General features: G+C 41.5%; 24 protein-coding genes and 1 riboswitch. Of the genes, 8 read left to right on the forward strand and 16 right to left on the reverse strand.

The genetic code is table 11. The annotated features are described in order from the left end of the window. The first annotated feature begins 15 nt into the window (after positions 1–15). Positions 16–1,929, forward strand: coding sequence for a hypothetical protein (locus L3V35_RS15875; RefSeq protein WP_237300253.1), 1,914 nt, complete (start codon positions 16–18; stop codon positions 1,927–1,929). A gap of 453 nt (positions 1,930–2,382) precedes the next feature. Here the strand turns inward: L3V35_RS15875 and L3V35_RS15880 are convergent, their stop codons facing one another. The 5 genes from L3V35_RS15880 to L3V35_RS15900 are packed head-to-tail and all read right to left on the reverse strand — an operon-like array spanning position 2,383 to position 4,152. After that, complete coding sequence (locus tag L3V35_RS15880) at positions 2,383–2,523, reverse strand: hypothetical protein (RefSeq protein ID WP_237300254.1); 141 nt, start codon at positions 2,521–2,523, stop codon at positions 2,383–2,385. Continuing rightward, positions 2,507–3,124: a hypothetical protein gene (locus L3V35_RS15885; RefSeq protein ID WP_237300255.1), complete on the reverse strand. Its 618-nt coding sequence runs from the start codon at positions 3,122–3,124 to the stop codon at positions 2,507–2,509. Before L3V35_RS15885 ends, L3V35_RS15880 begins: the two co-directional genes overlap by 17 nt. Positions 3,125–3,126: 2 nt before the next feature. After that, positions 3,127–3,495, reverse strand: a complete 369-nt coding sequence (locus L3V35_RS15890; protein ID WP_237300256.1) for a hypothetical protein — start codon at positions 3,493–3,495, stop codon at positions 3,127–3,129. A gap of 2 nt (positions 3,496–3,497) precedes the next feature. Further along, the gene (locus L3V35_RS15895; RefSeq protein ID WP_237300257.1) at positions 3,498–3,974 is read right to left on the reverse strand and encodes a hypothetical protein; all 477 of its coding nucleotides are present in this window, start codon (positions 3,972–3,974) and stop codon (positions 3,498–3,500) included. Continuing rightward, entirely contained in the window at positions 3,964–4,152 is a 189-nt protein-coding gene (locus L3V35_RS15900; RefSeq protein ID WP_237300258.1) for a hypothetical protein, read from the reverse strand. The genes L3V35_RS15895 and L3V35_RS15900 overlap by 11 nt, the downstream gene beginning before the upstream one ends. A 377-nt stretch (positions 4,153–4,529) precedes the next feature. Between L3V35_RS15900 and L3V35_RS15905 the strand changes: the two genes are divergently transcribed. The 3 genes from L3V35_RS15905 to L3V35_RS15915 are packed head-to-tail and all read left to right on the forward strand — an operon-like array spanning position 4,530 to position 7,170. Then, positions 4,530–4,772 (forward strand): hypothetical protein, encoded by a 243-nt coding sequence (locus L3V35_RS15905; RefSeq protein ID WP_237300259.1) that lies wholly within the window; start codon positions 4,530–4,532, stop codon positions 4,770–4,772. Between the two features lie 8 nt (positions 4,773–4,780). Continuing rightward, positions 4,781–6,067 (forward strand): hypothetical protein, encoded by a 1,287-nt coding sequence (locus L3V35_RS15910; protein WP_237300260.1) that lies wholly within the window; start codon positions 4,781–4,783, stop codon positions 6,065–6,067. Next, positions 6,067–7,170 (forward strand): hypothetical protein, encoded by a 1,104-nt coding sequence (locus tag L3V35_RS15915; protein WP_237300261.1) that lies wholly within the window; start codon positions 6,067–6,069, stop codon positions 7,168–7,170. The genes L3V35_RS15910 and L3V35_RS15915 overlap by 1 nt, the downstream gene beginning before the upstream one ends. A 34-nt stretch (positions 7,171–7,204) precedes the next feature. On the opposite strand, the gene L3V35_RS15920 is transcribed toward L3V35_RS15915, so the two are convergent. Together L3V35_RS15920 and L3V35_RS15925 are read right to left on the reverse strand one after the other, a co-directional pair. Then, a complete protein-coding gene (locus L3V35_RS15920; protein WP_237300262.1) occupies positions 7,205–7,747 on the reverse strand; it encodes an HNH endonuclease signature motif containing protein in 543 nt (180 codons plus the stop codon). A 116-nt stretch (positions 7,748–7,863) separates the two neighbouring features. After that, positions 7,864–9,396: a carboxypeptidase M32 gene (locus L3V35_RS15925; protein WP_237300263.1), complete on the reverse strand. Its 1,533-nt coding sequence runs from the start codon at positions 9,394–9,396 to the stop codon at positions 7,864–7,866. A gap of 313 nt (positions 9,397–9,709) precedes the next feature. Between L3V35_RS15925 and L3V35_RS15930 the strand changes: the two genes are divergently transcribed. After that, positions 9,710–10,345, forward strand: coding sequence for a LysE family translocator (locus tag L3V35_RS15930; protein ID WP_017089445.1), 636 nt, complete (start codon positions 9,710–9,712; stop codon positions 10,343–10,345). 154 nt (positions 10,346–10,499) lie between these two features. Here the strand turns inward: L3V35_RS15930 and L3V35_RS15935 are convergent, their stop codons facing one another. The 4 genes from L3V35_RS15935 to L3V35_RS15950 form a co-directional block, all read right to left on the reverse strand. Next, on the reverse strand, positions 10,500–11,975 hold the full coding sequence (locus L3V35_RS15935; RefSeq protein WP_102492242.1) for an aerolysin family beta-barrel pore-forming toxin: 1,476 nt from the start codon (positions 11,973–11,975) through the stop codon (positions 10,500–10,502). Positions 11,976–12,531: 556 nt separating this feature from the next. After that, complete coding sequence (locus tag L3V35_RS15940) at positions 12,532–12,993, reverse strand: hypothetical protein (RefSeq protein ID WP_237300264.1); 462 nt, start codon at positions 12,991–12,993, stop codon at positions 12,532–12,534. After that, positions 12,990–13,850: a winged helix-turn-helix domain-containing protein gene (locus L3V35_RS15945; protein WP_237300265.1), complete on the reverse strand. Its 861-nt coding sequence runs from the start codon at positions 13,848–13,850 to the stop codon at positions 12,990–12,992. The genes L3V35_RS15940 and L3V35_RS15945 overlap by 4 nt, the downstream gene beginning before the upstream one ends. 376 nt (positions 13,851–14,226) lie before the next feature. Further along, the gene (locus L3V35_RS15950) at positions 14,227–15,597 is read right to left on the reverse strand and encodes a sodium:alanine symporter family protein (protein ID WP_061025471.1); all 1,371 of its coding nucleotides are present in this window, start codon (positions 15,595–15,597) and stop codon (positions 14,227–14,229) included. A 128-nt stretch (positions 15,598–15,725) separates the two neighbouring features. Further along, positions 15,726–15,859: riboswitch (glycine riboswitch) on the reverse strand. A 301-nt stretch (positions 15,860–16,160) separates the two neighbouring features. Here L3V35_RS15950 and L3V35_RS15955 point away from each other — a divergent pair. From L3V35_RS15955 to L3V35_RS15965, 3 genes are all read left to right on the forward strand, one after another. Continuing rightward, positions 16,161–16,319 (forward strand): hypothetical protein, encoded by a 159-nt coding sequence (locus L3V35_RS15955; RefSeq protein ID WP_048659466.1) that lies wholly within the window; start codon positions 16,161–16,163, stop codon positions 16,317–16,319. A gap of 167 nt (positions 16,320–16,486) precedes the next feature. After that, a complete protein-coding gene (locus L3V35_RS15960; RefSeq protein ID WP_237300266.1) occupies positions 16,487–17,221 on the forward strand; it encodes a chromosome partitioning protein ParA in 735 nt (244 codons plus the stop codon). A gap of 323 nt (positions 17,222–17,544) precedes the next feature. Next, complete coding sequence (locus L3V35_RS15965) at positions 17,545–17,745, forward strand: hypothetical protein (protein WP_237300267.1); 201 nt, start codon at positions 17,545–17,547, stop codon at positions 17,743–17,745. A 184-nt stretch (positions 17,746–17,929) separates the two neighbouring features. Here the strand turns inward: L3V35_RS15965 and L3V35_RS15970 are convergent, their stop codons facing one another. The 5 genes from L3V35_RS15970 to L3V35_RS15990 form a co-directional block, all read right to left on the reverse strand. Continuing rightward, positions 17,930–19,471, reverse strand: a complete 1,542-nt coding sequence (locus tag L3V35_RS15970) for an alanine/glycine:cation symporter family protein (protein ID WP_054547673.1) — start codon at positions 19,469–19,471, stop codon at positions 17,930–17,932. A gap of 572 nt (positions 19,472–20,043) precedes the next feature. Beyond that, positions 20,044–21,198 carry an ABC transporter permease gene (locus tag L3V35_RS15975; RefSeq protein WP_171330698.1) on the reverse strand — a complete coding sequence of 385 codons (1,155 nt, stop codon included), beginning with the start codon at positions 21,196–21,198 and terminating at the stop codon, positions 20,044–20,046. Further along, positions 21,195–22,529, reverse strand: coding sequence for an ABC transporter permease (locus L3V35_RS15980; protein WP_237300268.1), 1,335 nt, complete (start codon positions 22,527–22,529; stop codon positions 21,195–21,197). Before L3V35_RS15980 ends, L3V35_RS15975 begins: the two co-directional genes overlap by 4 nt. Before the next feature lie 7 nt (positions 22,530–22,536). Continuing rightward, complete coding sequence (locus L3V35_RS15985; RefSeq protein ID WP_237300269.1) at positions 22,537–23,511, reverse strand: efflux RND transporter periplasmic adaptor subunit; 975 nt, start codon at positions 23,509–23,511, stop codon at positions 22,537–22,539. A gap of 3 nt (positions 23,512–23,514) precedes the next feature. Beyond that, complete coding sequence (locus L3V35_RS15990) at positions 23,515–24,969, reverse strand: TolC family protein (protein ID WP_054547677.1); 1,455 nt, start codon at positions 24,967–24,969, stop codon at positions 23,515–23,517. Positions 24,970–25,136: the final 167 nt, after the last annotated feature.

Genomic DNA, 25,136 nt, shown 5'->3' on the forward strand with positions numbered 1-25,136 from the left:
AATGACGATTCAGTAATGAAATGTATAGAGAGGCTACTGGAAGATAGTGAGGCTGACTTTTTCGAGAATGGGATATATTGGTGTATCCGTAGAGGTGATAGAATAAGTGAGAAACTATCAAATCTATTAAATAACTATGATAAAGTTTTTATCGTAGAGATTGATGGGTTCGATGAGTTTATGGCTAAGGTCAATAGTACTGTTAAGAATGACATATCAATACTTAATGAGTTTAATGAAACAAAGAAAGATAAGATAATAAATAGCTTTGTTACTGATAAGTATAACCTAAGAAACAATGAAATAATCAATAAAGATATAACATCTCTTAAAAAGAAGAATACACAGAAAGATATTCTAGAGTATATTATTGACTTCAATAACAACGATTCTCTTAATACTTCTATCAATGACTCTGAGTTTAAAACACTACTTAATATCGACAAAAGCATTAAGGCAGAAGATTTTCCTAATGCAAAATCATCTTGTTTACGGATATTAAGTGATGACATTTCAATAGACTTTAGAAAAAAAGTACTTGAAAGGTTAATCTCAATCAATAAATTACTAGGCTGTGATTATGAGCTTGACGCGATTAGGTATGCCGATGAACTTATTAAAACAGATGAGTATGAAAGTAAATACTTGATTTGTAAGGCTTTTCTTTATTCGGATTTAGTGAAGCGTATCGATGCTCTCATGGAAGGTTACGATAAATATAAAAATGAGCCTCTCTACTTGAATACATTGGGTGAATGTATGATTGATACTTTTGAGGAAAAAATCAATTCTCCTTACACTCTAGCCAAAGCTATAGAAATCATAGAGAAAAGTCTCCTACTAAACCCATCTATTAATAATAAGGCAAATCTTTTACTTTTAAGCTGTTATAGCATTGATTCTAAACTTCAAAAAAATAAAAATGATGAAAAAATCAAAGAAAAGGCTCAAAGACATATAGATAAATTTAAACTAAATAACTCTCATGTTGAATTCTTTAAGATGAAGTTACATAGTTTTGTCCATGAGGATACCACATGCTACTCTAAACAGATTATCTGCGATATGCTCGAAGTGAGGCTGGTTTCAAACTCAAAAAAAAGAGATAGTCTTGAAAGGTTAATATCAAAGTCATTACTTGGCCTTCATCTCAGAAAAGGGAAGGACTATAAATCAGATTTTGGTTATTTCATCAAGTCTAATGATTTTTCCAATTCTAACTCAGTTCATTTTGTATTTTCCAGGTTGTATTTCTTTTCATACATAGAACTAGATAAGAATTATTCTTATGATTTAATTAACAAGCTAAAGTCAGAAGAAGAATCTTATCCGTACTACGATAAGATTATTGATATTTATTGTGACATATTCAATTCGACTGAAGATGCAAAACTGTATTTAGAATTCATCAAAAAAAACATAAGCCAAAGTGAATACTACAAATCATTATCTAATTTGGCTATATTGGATGGCGATATGCCTAGCGCAATTAAGTATATAGACACAGCATATCTTAGAGGAATGACGGAATCTGAGTATTCTATTTCTAAATCTTTCATATATTTGGTTTTTAAAAAATATGAAGAGGCTATTACCTTAGTCAATAACTCTAAAGTTGATGAAGACTCATCAGATATATTGGAAATAAATAAGCAGTTTTCATTGAAACGTTTAAATAAACCTATAGATGAAAGCAAGTTGAACGAAATTATTTCTAAGTCAGGCAAGTCTAAGGGGGCAAGTCAATCATTTGAGTTAACTTCAAACAAGTGGATATGTGCTAACATTATATTAGACAAAAATAAGCAGTATATACGACATATTACTGATAACATTAGTCATGAGCCTGCTCTACAATATTGTTATAATAATTGGCCAATAATTGAATTTGAAATAAATGAAAAGAAGAACTTAAAAGTTGCTTCATGATTTAAATTAATCTTAATACAAGGTTCCCTAGGAGTCTTGTATTACATGAATTTTCAATGTGTCATATGACATTAGACTTTAAACCATGATGTAAAATATGTGATAGGAACCTTTGATAAAATCATATTGCACAGATTATTGTAGTAGAAAATAGTTACTAATGATAGATACAACACGATTTTATAATAATGGGGGTTTTAATAGTATTTAGATATAGAAATTATCGATTGCCATACCTTAAATTGTTTATAGTTTGCTAATGCTCGCTTTACGAAACTGAAATTGTCCAGTTTTAAGTCACGATACGAACGGAACGTGTGTACGATTTTATCGTTATTTATCAGCAAAGCTGTCAGAACGAGTATGGGCTAGTGCATATTAGACCTAAAAAAGCGAGCTACTAGCTCGTTTTTATCGCCATTTCTATAGCGTGAACTTCTTTCGTAAGTTCATTTACTTTCTTCTTGTGACGGCAGACTTCAATACTAGATTGTCGTTGTTGTCTAGCTCTTCAATAAGAGCTTGATGAATTCGTATCAAACCAAGTAGCTCTTCTCGCTCAATCTCAAGCACTTCTTTATTCATCATCGTCATCCAGAATCTTGTCGATTATCTCTTCGATCTGAGAAAAAGAGCCATTTGTTCTTGCTTTTCTTAATGCTACTAAATCTGATAGTTTACCACTTGAATTAGCAAGAAGTGATGTTGCATCATGATTCAAAAGATGTTCTTCAAACTCGATGATGTCCATTTCTTCTTGAATCCTATCTAGCTCAAAAAGAGCATTAAAAACTGATAGTTGAGTAGCGACTTTAGAACCAAGTACAGATTTCTTTGCAACATCACGAGCAAGCTGACCAATGTACTTGTCTGAAGTGTTAACGGCTTTAGTTCTCATCAACTGCTTTTCATACTCTATTGCTTGGGAGATAGTCTGGCAATTGATTACCATCCAACGTAATTCAGTCAGAGCATCGGTTACACCAGTTGACAAGTAGTTGCTACTTTCAATCTCGTCTTCGATTGCTCGGCAGTGTTGTTTGAATGTCACTAATTCAACTGGTTTAACTTCAATGCCCGATACAATTGGTTCTTGATAGTCTTGCTCTTCTGTAAGTCGTTCAATCTGCATTTGAGCCGTGGCTAAAGCTGTTTCCAGTTCTTTGATTCGTTGTTGTTCTTTAGATAATTTCATCTTTATACCACCAAGTTTGGTTTGTTTGATTTAAGCCACTCTTCAAAAGTACGAGCACCGGTTTTAACAACTGGCTTTGGCATGCTTGCGTAATGCGTGTTCTCTCTCATGAACTGGTCTAAGTGTTTGCCGTGAAGTAAGTACTTTGCATCATCGGCTAGGTCTTGCATTGTCCCTTTAGTTCCAAAGCGCACTTCAGTGTAAGATAATTGCTGAATAGTCTTTGTTTCTAACACGCTTTCAAACATAGCCTGATAAGCTCTTGTGCAGTTTTCTGACTGGCTTTCAAGAGTTGCTAATCGACTGACAACGCTATAGAAAAACTTGCCATCTAAAGCAGACGCTGCTTTTTTTAATTCTTGGAAGTACATGTTTAAATCCCGTTTCTAATAGTTATTTGCTCGGCTTTCGTTAGCCAGTAATTAGCGCCAATCAAATCCTCTCGTTGTGACACCGTAATGTCATTACGATCTAACTGACGTTGAACCCAGTTCTTGAACTGAGAATTAGTAAAAGTCATTTGTTCACTGTCTAGTGTTGTTCTACCAACAGCGAATTTAAGAACATCGTTTTTTTTGTCGTAGGCATAGAGTACTTGAGACTCTTCTTTGTTCTTCTTGAGTCGTTCATTCTCAGCATGTTGTCTAAATTGCTTTAATTCGTTTTCATGAGCTGAGAGAAGCGTTTCTAAGTCATCATCGTCTAGCCATTGACTAAGCCCGCCAGCAACACGACAAGAAGCTTGGAACGCTTCTGGCGCTTGATATTGAATAGCATCGAGAACAGCACTAGCAAGCCAACGATTGGAAGTATCACGTTGGACGTGGTTCAAGTTAATCTTAAGCTGCATAGCCAAGTACCTCTAATTGTTCTTTAAATCGATTCACATACTTGATTACTGTGTTCCGTGAACAGTCGTTTTCACGAGCTAATGAACTAATCGATTTGATACCAAGACAAGACAAGATAGCCAGTTCGGCACTGGCTGCCTCATCAAACCGTTCTGGTCTGCCGCCTGCATTTTTCATGTTATTGCCTCTATGTTGTAAATTTAGAATTGCCGCTTTTCGCACCACTAGCGCGGCTCACTAGTAGGAATCGTGGGGTGCATGAGAAGATGCATTTCTCATATGCAAGTATTTATATAGAGTTTCTGAGCAGGTTTTTGAGCATGAAAAAGCCCTCGACGTGATGCGAGGGCTAGAGGAATTAAAGTTTGGCGTTGATTATTGGCTGTAGTTGTTTCTTAGCTGAGTTCGTATCATTGTTCCTTGCACCTGCATGTATTGATAGAACTGTTACTATGTGATTGAAATATATGACTTTAAGTAGTTTTTTGGACTTGATATTACGAAAAGTGCCCCCAAATTAGGTATGGTTACTTGGTAAACACTCTGGAGGACGTATGAATAAGAAGAAAACATCTAAGCAAGTTGCTTCTAAAGCGGCTCAAGCACTATCAGACCCTAACGCATCAAAAATCAAAAAGTCTTTAGCGGCTAGTGCTATGGCTCAAGCTGATAAGTCGAAACAGACAGGCAAGGGCATGGAACAGAAAGCTTCGGCAGTGCTCCAGAGTGACAAGTATAGCGACGAAACTAAAGAGTTCGCTGCTTCTGTGTTGTCTCAATCGAATAAAGATAGGTAAAAAATCATATGGAAGAGTTGAAGGGTCGCAAACTAGTTGAGCTGTCATATGACATACAGTCTGGTCTCGGTAATACTGATGTGCCTGATTTTGATGGGTTGCGAGAAATGGGGATGGCCGCAACACTAGCTGTGCACCTAAGAGGTATGCCCGAAATTGAGTACGATGTACTACGAATGGTTAGCGAGTATTATTTTAATATCCCGTCAATCGCACTGAAAGAAGCTTTATCAATACTTGCTGAAATTGAATACATACGCGTAAACAAAAAACGCACAAAAATCCTGAGCATAATCCCTCAAGTACCTAGATTTAAAGACCTCTATGAAGGCGTTGGTGACTACTTTACATTTTCTGATTTGAATGAGCACGAACAAGGCACGCTACTTATACTTTCTGCTCTGCAGAACAAGCCTGAAAATAAGAATAGAATCATATCATCCACAGGGATTGATAATGGGGTCTTGGGTCGCTGTTTGAAAATTGGCGAACATGGTAACTATTTTAAAGAGTATCGAAAGCGAGGGCGAGATATCTTGGCTAGCCCATTTTATTTTGCGGATAATCTAGATGGACTTGCTGATATGTCAGCAAAGGCTGGTGCTGATGATATATCAACAGTTTTAAGTATTATTAAAGAAAATCAGGGCTGGCCTTTATCCCTTGTTTTAAGTCGATTAGAGCTAGGTGGGAGAAAGATAACCACCACACAGAAAGAGCTACTAGTTCAACTTTGTAGTGAAGGCATATTAAAGCCGCCATCTATTGAATTTAAAGATAAATCAGAAATGTTCATTTTCACACCAAAGCCCGGCAACGTTAGGCTTGATGTGATGAATCGAGAAATTTATGAGCGCGCTATGGCGCTTGTTTCTTGCGTTCGAAAGGGGCAGTTATTAGCGGACCAGTACAGAATTAGATACCCAGTGAGCATATTAAAGGCGTTAAGAGATAAGGGTTATATTGGTTCAAATTCAGAAGCTGAAAATCAATATAAAAACTTAGTTTTCCTAAAAGTAGGGTCGTTACGTAAGACCTATGGCACTAGGTGTCAGTTCGTCTTAAATAAGCAACCTGAAAATATTGAGGCTTTGAACCTAGCCATTAGTTTGCTCGAAACTGGCGATTTGGCTAACATGGATGTCAAGAAAGAAGCTCAGCTGGCTCTTTCTAAGGATGAAAAATACATACAGTCAATTATCTCTTCGGCTGAATTGAAAAATCGAGAGCGAGTAACAATGGATAGTGAAGCTAGTGAGCAGTTTGAACAACTGATTTTGGGGTTTGATACATAATGGCTAAATTTGACAAGGACTTGCACCAGAAAGAAATGGCTGTTCGTTTCTGCTTAGTAAATGGGATGATTCCTTTTTTGGAGGTGAATGTTCAGAACTTTCGAGAGTTATCTGATTCATCTACGGTTATTACTGATGTGGATGCGCTTGGGGTTAGAATTGACTCAACTGGTCAGCCGAGAAAGGTTATTTTTGATTGTAAAACCTTAAAAAGCACCAGCCCAATTAATCGAGCATTCTGGGCGTCGGGCTTAATGCACTTCACTGGATGTCAAGAAGCGTTTATTGTGCTTAGAAAGAGAGCGTCTGAAGCTCATCGCTTGTCTGCGAAACAGATTGGTGTGCACCTCTTTGATGAGAAGCAATTTAATAGCTATGGTGAGTCCTGTTCTGTGGACTTTAACATTGATTATTCATATAGCACTAACATTAAAAGCTGGGTGAAGTTAGAGGAGTCATGCAATGGCAACCAGCCTTTACAGCAGTTTTTAAGCTTTCTTTGTAATGATATTCCACTAGAAAAGGATTGCGTGAAAGGCTTTCGTAAACTTCTTGCTGCAATAAAGAAGGTGAGGGGGGAATTTGACCCAACAAAGGAAAAGCATAGAGCTGTATTTTTATACTCTTTGTCGGTTTTCGCTTATTTGATGTCGCAAATTGTCCATGATTTGCGCAATATCGTAGATTTTGATGCGAATGAAAAGGTCTTTGAAAAGGCGTTGAAGTATTACATATGGGGCGGAAAGGATAGCTTTGATTTAAGAAATAAATTACAAACCCTTCAACCTAAAGTCGTGCATGTTGAGGCGGAGTTAAAGCTCAATAACTGGGATGGTTTTATTGAGTTATCTAGAAACTTAATGGACTCCCCCTCAAATATTCAGCAATGCATCAATCCTATTAGGGAGCTGGGTTTTAGAGAGTTGGTCGAAAAAGATAAAAGCAAAGAACGCTACTGTAAGGAGATTGTAAGTAAAAACAATCGCATAAGGCAATTTACGTCGTTTATGGGAGCATATTTAATTTCAGCTACAGAGCTCCCCAAGGACTTAAATGAATTAATAGATGCATCATTTTCTGATGTGCTGCATGGTTCAGAGTAATAGAGAAGAAAAGGGGCGTTCAGCTCCTTTTTTATTATCCGTAATGTCGCTCTCTGTGGCAGTTCGGGCAAAGTGCTTCGGTGTTGTCTAAGCAGTCTAACCCGTCATCGGCCAAGTGGATGATGTGATGCACTTCGAGATAAGGGCTGCTATCTTTTTTCCGTAGAAATGGCGATTTTTGCTCGCATCCTGCACATATTCCATTAGCTAAGAACAGTCTTTCAGCAACCACGTCAGGGTTTCGACGATATAGCTTTGTTCGTGCAGACTTTAATCGAAGTAATCTATCTTCTGAGCTATCACGCTTGGCAATATCAACAGCTCTCTCTAAGTCATCATACTCAAAACTCCGTTCGCACAACTCAGCATACTTTTCGTAAATTTTCCTAATCGTGTGTTGAGGGTTATTGCTTGTCGAGAGGTAGTAATCTAAATGTTTGTGTACAGCTTCCACAGCGGGCTTTAAGGCTGATACACCATATCGCTGATAGATTTCACTAGCTTGAGCGTTGATTGTGCGCGTATAACAGTGACCAGTAAGCAGATGAGAAGCTGTTTCTATATAACTAGAAGTCATCTTATAGTCGTCAACGAGCTTATTTAGAGAGTAATAGCTTTGCTTATATTCATTGTAAATGACAGTGAAGGCAGGAAACACAAAATAGGTTGGGCTATGCCTGCCTTACAAAATGATCAAAGATAACGACTCTTCAAATGCTCTTTAAAGTAGCTGGCGTTCAGTGTCTCGCCAGTCGCTTGTTTCACTAGCTCATCGGTGGTTAGCAAACTGCCTTGACTCCAGATCTTCTCTGACAGCCAGTTAAAGATTGGCGACAAATCACTAGAGCGTACAGCAGCATCTACATCAACAGTCTTTTTCATAGCAGCCATGAACTGAGCCGCATACATTGCGCCTAAGGTGTATGACGGGAAGTAACCGAATGCTCCTTGAGTCCAGTGAATGTCTTGTAAACATCCGTCCTTGTAGTTATGCACTGTACATTTGCTTTCTGTCCAGTGAATATCCTGCATGCAGCCATTAGTGAAATTTCCTTGAGTGTTTAAGCCAAGGTATGACTGCATCTTGGTATTCCATAACTCTGGAACGTCGGTGTGTTTGATCTTTCCGTTGATCAAGTCACGTTCAATTTCGTAGCGCAAGATAACGTGCGCAGGGTAGGTAAGCTCATCAGCGTCCACACGGATGAAGTCTTTCTTCACGCGAGTGTAGATCTTCTGGAAGTTCTCTTTCTCAAATTCTGAGCCTGAAAATTGCTGACCAGCGAGGTTCGCTAAGTGCCCAATGAATGGGTCGCTGCGGCCAACTTGCATCTCGAAGAACAAAGATTGAGATTCGTGGATGCCCATAGAGCGCGCTTCGCCCGCTGGTTGGCCTGCTAGGTGTTTTGGTAAGCCTTGTTCGTAACGTGCGTGTCCTGTTTCATGCACAATACCCATTAAGCTTTGAACGAACTCCGCTTCGTCGTATCGGGTTGTGATGCGTACGTCTGAAGGCACGCCGCCACAGAATGGGTGAACACTTTCATCTAGTCGGCCATGTTCAAAATCGAACTGAAGCAGCTTCATGACTTCTAAACCCAGTGCTTTCTGTTTCTCGGTCGAATAGATCCCAGATGGCGCATTAAATTGCTCGCTCGACTGTTTTTCGATGACTTCGTCAATCAGGTTTGGTAGCCAGGTTTTAACGTCTGCAAACAAGATATCAAGCGAAGCAGAGCTGGTGCCCGGTTCATAGATATCCAGCATTGCATCATAAGGCGTTAGGTTCGCTGCATCGGCGCGGATCTGCGCTTCTTCACGAGATAGCTCAACCACTTCACGCCAGTTCTTTTCGAATCCAACCCAGTCGTTGTTACCACGTTGGCTGCGCCATGCATGTTCACATTTTGAACCCGCTAGAGATTTCGCTTCAACCAGTTTTTCTGGAAGTAGGTTCGCTTGTTGCCATTGGCGTTTAATTTCACGCAGAGACGATTGTTGCTCGCCATTTAGCGCTTCGTTCTCAGCGTCTGCAATCCAATCGCCAAGCTGTGGTTGCGTCATCAACCCGTGAATATGAACCGAAAGTTCGGCCATCGCTTCACTACGAGCTTGGTTACCACCGGCAGGCATCATTGAAGCTTGGTCCCAACCACAAATAGAGGCTAGGTGTTGAAAGCGTGAACATTTTTGAGAGTGCTCGACTAGTTTTTTGAATGCGCTCATTTGACTACTCTTAATTTGGTTTCTGTAAATGATCCTTAGGGCTGCGTCAGCTTTAAGGTTCATCTCTCATGTACTTAGATTATGGCTCTGCTTTTTAATGACGCAGTACTTCGTAGTTGAAGATACAGCGATAGAAGATATAGCGATAAAAGCATGAGGCAGTACGATGCCTTGAATTTACTATTTCTTAACAAATTAAACTGTTCTATTGTGCACAAAATCAGTGAGTTGTATAGCTGGTGGTAATTGTTGCTTGCGAATTGTTCAGATAAACGGTATTGATGATAGATCGCTGAACAACAATGACAATAATATGGATATTTTGAACTTTGAGGCATTTCTAATTGCCATCACTATTTTAACGCTAACGCCGGGCTTAGATACGGCGTTGGTGATTCGCAACACGAGCCGCTCGGGTTTATCTGACGGTGTGATGACGAGCTTTGGTATTTGTAGCGGCCTTTATGTACACGCTTTTTTCTCTGCTGTGGGTATTTCTGCAATTCTTGCCCAGTCTGCTGAACTCTTTCAAGCCGTTAAGATGGTAGGTGCAGTTTACCTCATCTGGCTTGGCTTAAGCAGTTTACGAGCGTTGATGAAAAACGGTGGTGGTTTGAAGGTCGGTGAACAAGCTCAGCAAGCATACAGTGCAAAACGTTCTTTGCGTGAAGGCTTCTTGTCTAACGTTCTTAATCCCAAAACAGCGGTTTTCTATTTGGCCTTTTTACCTCAATTTGTAAACCCTGAAGGTTCGCCTTTATTGCAATCTATGTTGATGGCTTCGGTCCACTTTATGATTGCGATGGTGTGGCAATGCGGCTTGGCTGGGGCACTTAACTCAGCTAAAAACTTGCTCAAGAACGCGAGTTTTATGAAGTGGATGGAAGGTGTGACGGGTATGGTGCTGGTGGGGCTAGGTGTTAAGCTTCTGTTGGAAGAGCCAGTATAACCTGAACCGTTTTGGGTATAGGTTATTGAGGGTCGTCCTAAAGGCTCTACACAGTTAAATTAAAAAGAAGAAAGCCCACGTTAGGTTTGTATATAAACACTGCCGTGGGCTTTTTTGTTACTGGTAAATCGAGTGTTAGATGTGAGCTACTGCGTTATTCGACAACGCTAATGTTCATCTCAGCGCCTTCGAAACCTAAGTCACTCAACTCATCTGCATTGAAGTTGGTGGTAACTTCGATATCGCCAATGCGCTCAGTGGTTTCGTTGACTGAATCAACGCTTCTTTTGCTTCGAACACTGTTGGTAATTGGCGTTGCTTGGCCAATTTCAATGGTGCCTGCAAATTGAGATTCAGCGTTAAAGTCGCCAGATACGTAAGAGTGGAATGGGCGTAAGCTTCCTCCAGTCGCGTACTGCATGCTTGATAAACCGGCTTCTTTGATAGCCCAGCCCCAGTCCCACCATTTCGTTTCGCCTGGAATGTATCTGTGATCCCATTGGTAGCGAATATCGGCTGATTCATTGCTGCTACGGCCCATAGTGAAGGTGTGAGCTTTGTACGGGCGGTTGTCTGGGTGAGTGTGCCATGCGTTACCACCCCAACGAAGGAAGCCGTTAAATTCAACATCGTAACTGATGTCAGCGTTGAATCGGTACGGATAAGAGATGGTTGAACGATACAACTCAACTCGAATCGGAAGCTCCGAATTCGCTGGAACCATAGGACGAGCTTGCAGTGTTACTTGCTCGCTAGTGGAGTTGCCATTGGTTTCAGCAAAGCTCTGGTTCGCTTCTAACTTGATTGTAAGCTTAGTCTCGCCAACCAAAGGCCACTTGAATGTATTCTCTGTTTGAACACTTTCGGAGAACCCATAGCTATTCGTTTTCGACCAATTTGTAGACTCATCGACTTTTAGGTCGACAACGACTTGCTGCGCGATGTCGCTTCTGTTTCTCGCGGTTGCGTAAACCGTTTTAACCAGTTCACGATCGGACTCGACGACATCGCCGTGCCAAAAGTTATTGTCATTAACGGTGTAGGTGAAGTTGTCGACGGTGATCTTAGTCTTTTCGTTACAGCGATAACCATCACAAGAGCCACTGTTGTTACCTTGTATCACCCAAGAGTCACCCGAGCGGTTAATGGTCATGTCCTCACCAACATACTGACTGTTGTTACCGCCAACCCATGCATAACCTAGGTTGTGAGCTAGGTAGCTAAGAGGGCGTACAAAATCATTGCGGTTGTTTACTAAGTCATATTCAACGTCTATCTCGCTGCCTTCTGTGACGGCTTTAGCAGAGTAATTTGGTATTTCAGATTGGTCATTGTTCGGATAACAGAACGTCGACCCGCTGTTTGATTGTTTAATTTCGCCATGATAACCAGGCCCCATGATTACCCAGTTTCCTTTTAACCCAGTAATCTGCCAAGTGCCCATACGAGCGACCAAAGCACTCTTCTGCTCTTCGGCTTCATAACGGTCTAAAGGACGATAACCAGAGCGACATACATCTTCACCAAGTTGGTCAAACACTATTTGGTCTGGGTACACCTTTGCGTTTACACCGGTTGATAGAACAGACAACACTGCGGTTGCTAAGAGACTTCTGTTTATACTAATCATTAACAATTCCCTCGTTTGTAATTTTTCTATTTTGATAATGTTTTGTGTGCCGTGTAGTTAACAAGACAAGTTCACTTTTTCATGTTGATAAATAGATAGATACTGAAAAGGCTTGAATTAATTTACCCTTTAAATTCATCGAGTTGTATTGTTGAATGTGTTTGTAGGGTGAAAGTGTATGCAACTTAAAGGAAATTATTTGATGGGGCTCAAACCGTTTTTAGAAAAATAGAGTGTTATTATTTGGGCTTAAACGTCAAAACGCTTTGATGTTATTTCGTTACGCTTGATGTGAATGGTTAAGTAGAAAGCTAGATATAACCATTCACAATTTTCGTAACTTGAAGGCGGGTATTTAGCCATAAGGAGTCTAAATCTAGATTGGATATCTTGATGTGCGACCTTTTTAACATTGAAACACTTTAAATCAGGATCAAGTCGTCATTGTATTACTGATAGAAGAATAAAAATAACCATCCGTTTTCTATGTGTAATATCGACAAGGATCGTCACTTGATAATAAAGTAGCGGTTGCTGGTGGAAAAACTGTTCCTAATTATCGCTTAGCCAGAAGTTGTGTTCGGCCTGTATTACACGTTTTTATTATGGCAAATAAATCATTTGAACTTAAGATATCAATCTTTATCGTTAATGGGTCATTGTTGATTAAAAGATAGGGTGACAATAGGCTGTCATTCATTGTTTTATTTATTTTTTGTACAGAGACTAAGTCGATGGTACCAGATATAGAAAAGAAAAATGATTGAGAAGGGTTAGCTTTTCCTTTGAATCTCAGGACAATCGGGTTGGGCATGTTGTCGTCCTGGACTGACATAAGGTGCAGGACTTCGTTGTTACTTATTTTTGTTAATCCATCGGTACGTAATACATTGTCATCCATTATGAAGTCCACCACGCTATGTTGATAGCGATACTCTTCTTTTGGTTGGGGCGAAGGGATATTCCATATACCAACTAATAAAACGAACGCGGAAATGAGTGCAATGAATGGCATCATAGTTGGCCTCTCTCTAGGAATAGCGCCAACTCGGTACTGGCTTTATCCAATTGTGTTGACGTGTAAAAGATATTGACAGACTGGCGTGTTGCTTTGTTGAGTACAGAGAGTTCAGAATAGCCGGGCTCTTCGCTAACGTACGCCACACAGTCACATTGATACTGATAGAGGATGCTTTCTAGCTCAGGAGTCATCGCCATTTCAGGATCTTGGAAAACTTGTACTTGACCAATCCACTGCTCGTTGAGTCGGTTAACTGGTTTGATATCACTGAGGTTTCTCTCATTAACTTTAGCGAAAGCCAATAACGCGGATGCCAGCAGCAAACATCCAGTAGTGAAGTAACACAGTCTATTTCGGTATGAGCCGATTTGTTGGTAAGCAGGTGTCGTCTGTTTAGATTCAGATTCATGGCTACTTGCAAGAGAGAGCGCAATATTGTCATGACCTTGTGAACAGCGATTACCTAATGAACTGCTATGACTTAGTGAACTGGTATGACTTAGCGATATGTGGTCGCTCACTGGAGTGAGAAGTATAGTGGCTCCACTTTGTGGCTGCGATTCGAGCAAGACACAACCATCGATAAGGCGGTAACCAACCTTTGGCACAGTCACGATTGGCGTCTCTTTGATACCGAGCTTAACGAATCCTTGGCGAAGCAAGCTGATACATTTCGCTAGTGACGTATCACCAATGAATTCGCTTCCCCATGCGAAACTAATAATATCTTGTTTACGCACAATCTCAGGAGATTTTTTAAGTAATAACTCTAAAACACGAGTCTCACGATATCCTATTTTAATAGAACGTTCGTCGTTATAAATACGGTTTTTAATTGGGTCAAATTTGATCATATAGCCAACATTTTATTTTTATTATAATTCTCTCAAGAGTGTAGATGACTATAAACTGACTCATATGTGAATTAAAGTCACATATTTTATTATGGTGTTTTTTTGTGTGGTTGAAACAAAATGTTTCTTATTCGTTTATGATAAAAATGACGCTATTTAGACACAACCTGTTAAATATAAGTAACATCTAATTAAGCGTTGGTTTTATTAGTGACCTTTTTATTAGTCTTTTCATTATTTTAATTAGAACAGTCGCCGAATAAATATCTTATTATATTTTTGGGTATATAGGACAAGTAATAATGTAGTCATTTGAAGCGTTGAATCAATAAAAAAGCCCGCATTTATTGCGGGCTTGGTGTTCAATCAATTCAAGTTATGCTTTAACGGCTTCACAATCATTTGAAGAAGTTAAAGGTTTGAAGAATAGCTTTGTTTCTTCGATGACAACGTGGCGTAACAAGATAAGACCGATTAGGTTAGGAATAGCCATTAGGCCGTTCACGATATCAGCCATCAGCCAGATCATGTCGAGTTTTAGGAATGCACCAGAAGCAACCAACGCAATGAAGATGATTTTGTAAGGCAGTACTGCTTTGGTACCTAGTAAGAAAACAACACAGCGCTCACCATAGTAGTTCCAGCCTAAAATCGTTGTAAACGCAAAGAAGATTAAGCCAATCGAAACTAACATTGGACCTAGAGTATCGGCGTTTAAACCCACAGCGAATGCATGAGTGGTCATCGCCGCACCAGAGAGGTCGGTTTGCCAAGCACCCGTTAAGATTAGCGCCAAGCCTGTCATCGTACAAATGATGATGGTGTCAAAGAAAGTACCTGTCATCGAGATAAGGCCTTGCTTCACGCACGAGTCTGTTTTAGCCGCTGCTGCTGCCATAGGCGCACTACCAAGACCAGATTCGTTCGAGAATACACCACGAGCGATACCTGATTGGATAGCAAGCATGATGCTTGCACCAAAGAAACCACCGGTTGCAGCGGTGTTGGTAAACGCAGAGGTAACCACAAGGGTAATGGCATTCAGTAGTTGGTCGGCATTTGAAACCAGCACGCTCAAACACGCGACGATGTACATAATTGCCATGGTTGGAACCACTTTTCCTGCTACCTTCGCGATAGATTGAATACCACCAAGGGTTACAACTGCCACCAATATCGTAAGAACGACAGCAGACATCTCACGAGAAGCACCAAACGAAATTTGAGTTGCGTCTAAGATAGCGTTGACTTGTGGGAAGGTACCAATACCGAAGCAGGCAACACCTAACGCGAAGACAGCGAACATTACCGCTAAGATTCGTGAGCCGACACCGTATTGCAGGTAGTACATTGGGCCGCCAACCATTTCGCCATTGCTATCGGTTCTGCGGTATTTAACGGCAAGTAGACATTCTGCGTATTTGGTCGCCATACCAAAGACAGCGGCAAGCCACATCCAGAATAGGGCTCCAGGGCCACCAATCTTAATTGCGGTAGCTACACCAACGATGTTACCTGTACCAATAGTTGCTGAAAGTGCTGTACACAAAGCGGCGAAACTCGATACGTCACCCGTACCGGATTTGTCTTTGGTGAACACCATTTTTAGTGCGGTTGGGAGGTGTCTAAACTGGAGTAAGCCTAAGCGAAAAGTAAAGTAGATCCCCGTTCCCACTAGCAGAATAAGCAGTGGTGGTCCCCAAACGAATTGGTTGATGGTTTGTAGTGTAGCTTGTAGGTGGTTCATAGTTTCCCCTTAATAAATATAAAATTTAAGGAGAAGAGGGAAGGCAGTGCGGATCTCAGGGATCGATAGCACTACTTAATACAGACGGATTTCTAGATAGAATTCTTTTGTTAATTAAGGCTGTTGCTTTCCACTCCTCTGTCCTTTTGCCTGAGAGTTTCACTTAGCGAATCACTTATAGATAAGTAACGGGCACTAAGCTTGCTCCTTCGGCGACCGCTTGCTACAAAAAAGTAGTACGGTTCTCTCCAGAGGTTCCTCCAACGACAGTCCTCACTTTTCTGGATTTCTCCAGCATAAAGCACCTGAAAGATTTACTTCTTCGGCGGGTCAATCTAACTAAATGTTAATATTTAGTTAAAAACCACTCTCCTGCAGTCTTCATCGGAACAATTACCTAAATAATTAGGTAATCTGTAGGCGTATCCTAGATCATATAAAATGTGATGTCAGCTACAAAATATCTGTTTGCTTAAATGTTGTTCAACTAAATGATCAAACAACGAGTCTCTGACGTAACTTGCTTATTTAAATGGTATAAAATAGAGAAACAAGGAGGAGTTATGACTCGACTAATAGCGATTGTTTTTTTATTGGCTTTGGCATTTGTGCTGTTTCGTTACCGGACAAACGAAAAACTGCAAAAAGGGGTAGTGATCGTTATCGTTAGCAGCTTCCTTTTGTATACGGCGAGCTTGATGATTTCGGAGTTAACTCGTTAAACCTGTCTGTGAGTAGATAAGACGAACGTGTAAGCAAAGCTCAAGTACTTCTGGCTTGGGTAATAGGTTTAACTGAGCTTAAAGTATCAGTATCAGTATCAGTATCAGTATCAGTATCAGTATCAGTGACCGTGTAACGTTAAACAAATTTTTGGGAGTACCCGCTAGTGAACCAGCAATCTGGACAAAGCGAACAAGATGAAGTGGTTGTTATTGAAGAACGCGATAAGCGCAGTCAGCTTTATATCGGCATTGCTGCGGTTATAGGTTTGGCGTTAGGTGGCTTGATCGGTTCTACAATAACGGCTTCGAAGTGGGAGTCCACTTATCAGGTACTCGAAACTCGTTATCAAGAACTGCATGACAGCAAAACACAGTTGATGACGTCCGTTGAAACTAAAGTGGCAAAAGTCGATACCGAAATCGATGCAAAAGTAGAAGCCGCTCTAGTAAAACAAACAGAAGAACATCAAAAAGAGCTCCAAGACCTAGCGAAGCAGTCTTCGGCTTTAGAGAAAGCGAACTACTCATTAGAGCAGCAGCTAAACGAACAGAAGCAAACGTTAGAGCAAACTCAGCAAGACAACCAGAAACTTAATCGTCAGGCTGATATGCAATCGACCTTGTTTGAGCGTTCGCGTGAAGTTTTCCGAAAAGAATTACAGATCTCTCAAGAACTTGAAAAGCTTGAGAAAGAAAAAAATGAACTTGAGCAGAGCCTTGGTTCTCTGAAGAAAGCGTGCGACGTTTTCTTAGATGGCACATCATGGGATGCTAAATCTGACGCGTGTGAGAAGCAGGATAACGCTAACTCTCGTCTGAGTGATATCAGACAAATGATTGAAGTCCACACAATGGATCTTAAGCAGATCAAAACGCTCACTGAAGAGATGGGCCTATAAACCACAGGCTTTAATCAACCTAAAGATAGTTTACAGTAAATATTGAAACGCCCACATCACACACGTGATGTGGGCGTTTTGCGTTTTCTGGGGAGCGTAGATCCAGTGCTTTCCCATTATTGATTATTTGAGTGTTTTCATTGTTTGCTTAGATATTTGTGAATAGTTACGTATATCCACAATGATATGTTACTTGTTGTCTATTAAATGACTTTGCATACATATTTTCAGATCAGAGTCGCTGCATAATAGTATTGTTCAGGATGAACACGCAGTCGATTGCTAGCTAGCATTTGGCTGCTTTGACGACAAGGGATGAAGTGATGCCAGAGTACCTTTGTGAGAACTGCACCATAGCTTATTGTTTCGATGATTGTTGTTCGCCATTAGCGCAAAAAGATATGATCGAAGTAGAAGAATTAGTTCGTCGTTTCGACGTTGAACACGATGATGAAAAGAGTGAAAAGAGTGAAAAGAGTGAAAAGAGTGAAAAGAGTGAGCAGGGCATTGAGGGTAGCAAATAGCCCAACCATTCAGGCATAAAAATCCCCACAAGCAAAGCTAGTAGGGATTTGGATAAGTTGCAGTCCTGTTCTCGCTTTCTCAAGCAAAGGGTCTTACAAAAATTTTTAGAACAGTCTCGTTTATTAGAACTGTATCGTTATGAGACCTAAACTAGTTATCAGATCAACATCATTCCACTAAACGTTATTTATCGTAAGTTTTGATTTCACCTGATTTCACACGAGCAACAAATGATTGCAGTTCTTTCTTCACAACAGGCATTAGGAAGTACAGGCCAAGAATGTTGAAGATAGACATCGCAAAGATGGCTGCATCAGAGAAGTCGATTACCGCGCCAAACTGAATCGTCGCACCAATAACAACAAACACACAGAACATCACTTTGAAAATCAGTTCCGTTGTTTTGCCTTCACCAAATAGGTAAGTCCAAGCCTTAAGACCGTAGTACGACCAAGAAATCATCGTCGAGAACGCAAACATGATTACCGCGAGAGCAAGTGTGTATTTGAACACTTCTGCCGTTTCAGTAAACGATGCAGCAGTAAGCGTTACGCCCGTTAAACCTGTTCCATCATATGGACCTACGTTTAAGCCAGCGATAGTGATTACCAATGCCGTCATTGTACAAATGATTACCGTATCAACGAATGGTTCTAGTAGTGATACAAGACCTTCAGTGATTGGTTCTTTTGTTTTTACTGCTGAGTGAGCAATTGCTGCTGAACCTACACCTGCTTCATTTGAGAATGTTGCACGTTTTAGACCTTGGATTAGGGCACCAATGAATCCACCAACCACACCTTCACCGGTAAATGCACCTGTAAAGATTGCGCTGAACGCAGGGCCAACTTGATCAAGATTAGAACCGATAACAATCAGAGCCATACCGATATACAGAGCAGCCATCCAAGGAACAACTTTTTCCGTTACCGATGCGATAGAAGGCATACCACCAACAATCACAGAGAAAACTAAAGCAGCGAGTACAAGGCCAGTGATCACACCGTATTCACTCGGTACATCGAATGCGTAAGTTAACATGGCATGTGCTTGGTTAGCTTGGAACATGTTACCGCCGCCCAACGCCCCTAAAATACACATTAACGCAAAACCAATTGCAAGGGCTTTACCTAGTCCACCGAGTCCTCTTTCGCTTAGGCCTTGGCTTAGGTAGTACATTGGACCACCTGAAACAACACCGGAAGGTAGAATAGTTCGGTATTTCACACCTAAGGTACATTCACAGAACTTAGACGCCATACCCAGAAGACCACACAAGATCATCCAGAATGTCGCACCAGGACCACCAATTGCGAGTGCAGCACCCACACCGGCAATATTACCAAGCCCAACAGTTCCAGAAAGCGCGGTTGTTAACGCTTGAAAGTGAGAAACTTCCCCTTCGTGTTTGGAGTTAGGATCTGTGTACTTACCTTTAATAATGTCTATTGCCATCCCGACACGTTTAAATTGAACAAAGCCAAAGTAAACAGTAAAGATGATCGCAGCGAGCAATAGCCAGCCAACAATGATTGGGAAGTTTGCTTCACCAAGTGGAACACTTTTAAATATTAATCCAACGAACCAACCTGTGTAGTCATTGAAAAAACCATCAACACTTTGGCTCAAGTTACTGATACTTTGACTAAATGATCCTTCTTCTGCAAATGCACTGGAACTAAACAATAATATAAACCCAAAAAATAATTCACGTAAGTTTTTCATGGTTTTCCCTGTCTTTTTATTAAATTATGTTTGCTGCTGTTGTGTTTGTTTTTTATTTGATTTTTTACATCTCAGTGATTTATCTACTTCATTCGACGGCAACATAAACGGCTGGAGCTAGGTCGAAAAACGAAATAAATATAAGTACTGATCTTGCTTTGTATGGATATCCTTTTGGTATGTGAACCAATAAGACTATGGTATTCGGCCTACCAAGTCCTACTGATAATCCTATACATAAAAATAATACCCTCAAAGAAATTTTTACAATAAATTTACAATTGTTCGGGTTTTGTCATTGTTTTGGAATAAGTCGGTGCTTTTTAGGTTGTAAAAGGCATATGCAGTAGCTGTTATAGCGACGGGCTAAGGTGAATTATAGTGGGGGATGACAGGGAAGTCGGCGAGTTTGAATATTCGATATGTGCTTGTGAAGTGTTTAAACAATTGATGGCTGAAGATGGAATCAGGCCAGAGGGTATTAAAAAGGCCCTTTATCAGAGCCTTTTTAATGGTTTACGATGAACATGAACATGAACATGAACATGAGGCTTAGCGTTTAGAGACTAGCGCTACACGGATCTAGTAATACGTTTACTCGACTTGTGGTAAAGCTTTAGTGCTAATAACGAACCCCATAAAGCGACTTGTCCCCATAGCAATGTCCATTGAGACGCCACTTCTTGCCAAGATGCACCCATCTGATTAAGCGCTAAGAAACCTTGGATAGCTGGTGTGCTTGGGAATAACTGTGAAAGCAGTACTAACCATTCAGGCATCATTTCAACAGGCCAGATAAAACCTGAAGAGAAAATCAGCGGCATTGAACTGATTAACACCACAACCGTGACTAACTCTCTTCTTGGCACTAGCTCACCAATAAAAATCCCGATCAAACAACTGGCCAATAAGAAGGGCAGAAGTAAAGTCAAAATCTGTGTCGTTGAGGCGAGCAAATTTATTCCATACATCGAAAAGCTCGCGCCGAAGTAGTACATCGACAACAAGTAATAAATGCCAACTAAAGTACAGCAGCGAGCAAGCATCAGTTTTGCCGGAGAGGTCTTACTCCAATAGCCAAACGTAGATTGAGCGTTTTGGGTTGCCCCAACTAAACCAGAAGCCATGGCTAAGGTTTGTTGCAGGATCAACACAAAGACGGCTGGAACTACGTAATCGATGTATCCCATGCGGCTATTGAACGTTGGTTTTAGGTTCAAGCTAAACGCGCTGTAGCCTTTGGCTGCGGACTCTAAAGGTACTCCTTCTACTAACAAGTGACTGACCTTAACTTGTGCAGCTAACGTGCCACCCGCCTTGGCAAGCCCTTCAACAATGGTTCCATACACTAAGAAGTAAGAAGCATCGCCGGCGTAAGAAAGCGTCGGGCTCTTACCGAGCAGCAGGTCTTTATAGAAGTCTTCTGGAATGACGAGGAACCCACCGATCTCTTGGTTAAGTACGGCTTGTTTTGCATCTGCGATGCTGGAGTCTCGACGTACCAATTCGATTTGAGAGGTGGCATCCACCATTCGTTCTAATTGGTAGCTGCTTTGACTCTTGTCCAAGTTTACTACCGAGGCTCTAAGCTGCTGAGGAACTTGGTGCGCGTAAGGCAATGGATACAAGAATGAATAGAAGACCACACCACCAAAGACCGTAAGAAGTACAACAGGGTTACGCAGTACCGCTAACAGTTCTTGCTTGAGCAGTTGAGTAAAGCTCATCGTTTTACTCCTTGTGGTGCTGATTGTTCAGATTTCTCTTGTTGTGTTGAAGGTGTTGAAGGTGTTGCTTTTGCAGATAGGGCTGCTTGGGCTGTTAGATCCGTTTGTGCAGACAGATTCGATTGCGCCAAGTGTTTCTTAATCAACAACATCACCACGAAAGCAGGAATCGCATACCAAAACATTGAGGAGAGGCTGATAAGCGACTGTGCCGCGCTCGCGCCATAACTTGATTGTGCTGTTTGTACTTCGATGTAGTGACTCACGGGCAATAAGCTTCTCCAGATTTGCGCTGCTGTGTTCATGTCGGTTACTGGAAAGGTAATCCCCATGAACGCAAAGCTTGGTGCTGTAAAGGCGCCAGCGAAACTCATCGCCCTTGCAGGATCAAGCGTTAAGAAGAAAAATAAACAACCCATGATGATACAACTGATGACGGTAAGCAGTTGGGCGACAGTCAGTGCCACAAAACTGCCGTTAAACGGCCAGTCTAAGAGGACATAGAACCAAAAGCTAAACGCGATACCAAACATCAAAAACAAGACAAGGTAGGGCGCTAGTGTTGATGTTAGTGATTTCATCGGGGCGTTGGATAACAAAGCATGAAGACCACGAGCTCTAACGTTCGCCGTCAAAACCAATATCGTGCCCACCACAATCATGATCTGCCATAGTGCAGGAATAACCGCAGACACCAAGAACTGAGCATAACTGGTGTTCTTGTTGAACAGTGGCGTGATCTGGCTTTGCACTGTTACTGCTTGGCCTAATGCTGATTGCACCGTGGTATCACCGTGTGATAACTGCTTAACGACCTCAAGTTGCGCGTTAAAAGTCCCCTGAGCCTGCAACAACGCTGAATTCACTAGCTTACCTATCAAGATAAATTGGCTGTTGTAGAACACAGACACTTGCGGATTCAATCCGAGCAGAAGGTCTCGGTCAAAATGCCTTGGTATCACAACATAACCGTAGATATCGCGTTCAATCATCGCTTTCGCCGCTTCACTCGCCGAGCTGTATTTCTGAGTGACTTGCAGCGTTGGTGATGCATCAACAAGACGTGTGAACTGCTGCGAAATTTGGCTGTGTTCCAAGTCAACAACCGCAACCGGTAAGTCACGAGCGATCCCTTGCGAAAAAATCAGCCAAATACTGGCAGCAAGAAGCAAAGGTATCCAAGTTAGGCAAGACAACAACCATTTGTCTTTGCGGACAATCGCCCACTGCCTAAGCAAGGTATTCTTCGCTCTATGATGCTCAGTTGATTGCGAGCCTCTAGATTGCGAGGCTGTAGATCGCGAGCCTATCGATCGAAAGTTAGCAGACATACGTCACCTAAAACTCAACCACTAGGCTCATGCCCATACGCAGTGTTTCGCTCGTATCGACAGGGTGCGCTTCTACTTCAAAAGTACGTAAGTCGAAGCCTTGTGCTGCGTCTGTTGAACGCCAAGTCGCGAAATCACCCATTACGGCAATGTGTGTCACTTGGAAAGTTAATGATTTATCCAGAGCCGGTAGGTACGCTTCAAACTGGCTGCCTTTCTCGAAATGCTTAAGCATATCTTCACGCACATTAAGTACTGCCCATGCATCCTTGGTGTCGATAACAGTCACAACAGGGAAACCTTGTGGTGCGAGCTCACCGCTGCTTAATAGCACCTGAGACACTTCGCCATTAAACCAACTGTGGATCTGTGTGTCTTTTGCGTAAGCTTCAACTTCCGCCACCGCACCTGCCGCCATTAATGCTTTTTGAGCGGCTGCCACTTTGGTTTCGTCACGAGCGCCTTCTCGTGCTAATTGATACATTTGGAACGCAGCACTTTCGGTGTACTTCGCCGCTTGCCACTGTGTTTTTGCTTCATCGCGTTTTTGCTCGGCAACGACACCATCGTTGTAAAGGTTGTTTACACGTTGGTAGGTTTTGTCCATAAGATCGGCTGCCGCTTTTGCTTTCAACCATTGGTCTTTAGCGGCTTGGATTTGCTGAGTACGGGCACCATTCTCTGCTTGTTTTGCTAATGCGCCAGCAGCTTTTTGACCTGCTTTTGCTTGTTCTAGCTTCGCGTCAATCTCAGGGCTAAGAAGAGAAAAGATCAATTCGCCTTTTTCAACTGAATCGCCTTTACGCACGAATATTTCATCAATTCTGCCAGGTACTTTCGATGAGATGCTGTATTGCTGCGCATCGATTTGACCTTGAAGCTTAACCGGCTGAGGTTGGTAAGCTTGGTAGAAACTGTATCCGACCCAGCCAATAACGCCGATACCAACTAAAGATAGAAGAAGGGGCTTAATAGGTTTCATGAATTATCCTTTTGACTGGCTATCGGTGTCTGTTTTTGAGTCGAAGTCAGACGGAACAGAAGAGGTTAAGTAACTCGAGTAAGCATTCATTTCGCTGGTTAGCGCTAATAGCTTGTTCAGAGAGATTAGGTATTTGAATCGCGCAGCAGATTGTTGGGTTTTGATGCTCGCAAGGTAGAGCTCTGCATCAACCACTTCTAGCGAGTTCGAGAGTCCTTGAGTGAAGGCTTTTTTACGGAGTAATAGGTTTTCTTGAGCCAAAGCCAAGCTTGAGTTGAGGCCTTGAACCTCTTCAATTGCTTGGTTTGCTTCAAGGTAAGTCTTCTGTACCAACACGGTTAAGTCTTGCTTAGCTTGCGACTTCAGGAATTGAACCTGTGAGACAGCACTGTGAGCGGCGGCTACTTTGTCTGAACGGCCAGAAGTATCAAGCAGCGGCACATTCACACCAATGCCAACTAACCAATCGGGTTTCATTTCGCTGGCGAGAGAGTCATCTTCATACAGGCTGTAATCACCGTAAAGGTACACTTCTGGATAGTATTTACCTTTCTCAGCTTTAATTAAGCTGCTTGCTTGTTTCTCTTTTGCATCAAGAATCTTAAGGCCGGGATAGGTCATGAGTGTTTGATCAATGAACACATCCATATGAGGCAGGTTCTTATTGATAAACAGTTGCTCTGAAGGTTCTACACTTTGGCTCTGGCCAAGGATTTGAGTCAGCGCTAATTGAGCAATCTTAAGATCGTTTTGAGCTTTAGTTCGCTCGACAACCGCTTTGTCTAGTGACGCATCCGCTTGCAAGCGTTCTACTCGTGCGATTTGCCCTTGTTGTTCAAGCTTGATGGCGAAATCACGATGCTGAGTTAAGCCAGCTTCAACGGCTTGACGCGTTTTCACGACGTCTTCCGCTAAGATCACCGAGAAGTAATATTTACTTAAGTCTTCGTAGCGAGCTTGTCTTTCCATCAACAACTGGCTTTGCGCTTCTTCGCTTTTACCTTCAGCAGCATTTTGCGCAGCGGTAATTCGCCCGCCTGTGAAGATAGGCCAAACCGCGCGAATGGAAGAGCTAAAGATGTCTTGTTCTGTAATGGTTGAGGTAACGCCGCCAAGCCCACTTAATATAGGCTGAAGAATACCTCCAACTGCGCCTAAATTTGGCACGCCACTTAAGCTGTCAGTGAACTGCTCACCATTAATCGTCACGTCACTATCAAGGTGCGTGTAGTTAGCCCCTAAGGTAATAGAAGGCAAGTTGAGGCTACTCGTTGAGTTCTGAAGATGTTGATAACGTTCAACATTGGCTTGTTGAGCCGCAAGTGAGTTGTTGTTTTCTTGTAATATTTGCCACGCTTCAGAAAAAGTGAGCGGGGCAGCATAGCCTGGCGAAGTCACAGTGCCGAGAAGCATACTGGCGATCGCAAGGTATCGAAATTTTGGTTTGGTCATCTGCATTAAATACCAATTAGAGTATTAACTCTAATGTTAACAGGGCAATAGTCATTTGTCTTGATTAGATTCTCTCACACTTAGAGAAAGTCTCATAACTCGTTAACCAAGTGTAAATAGGATTGAGTGATGAAGATATCAGAGATAAATGAAACTTAAAAAGCACGCATAAG

Origin of the sequence: Vibrio sp. L5-1, assembly GCF_021728315.1 — a bacterium.
Taxonomy (GTDB): Bacteria; Pseudomonadota; Gammaproteobacteria; order Enterobacterales; family Vibrionaceae; genus Vibrio; species Vibrio splendidus_K.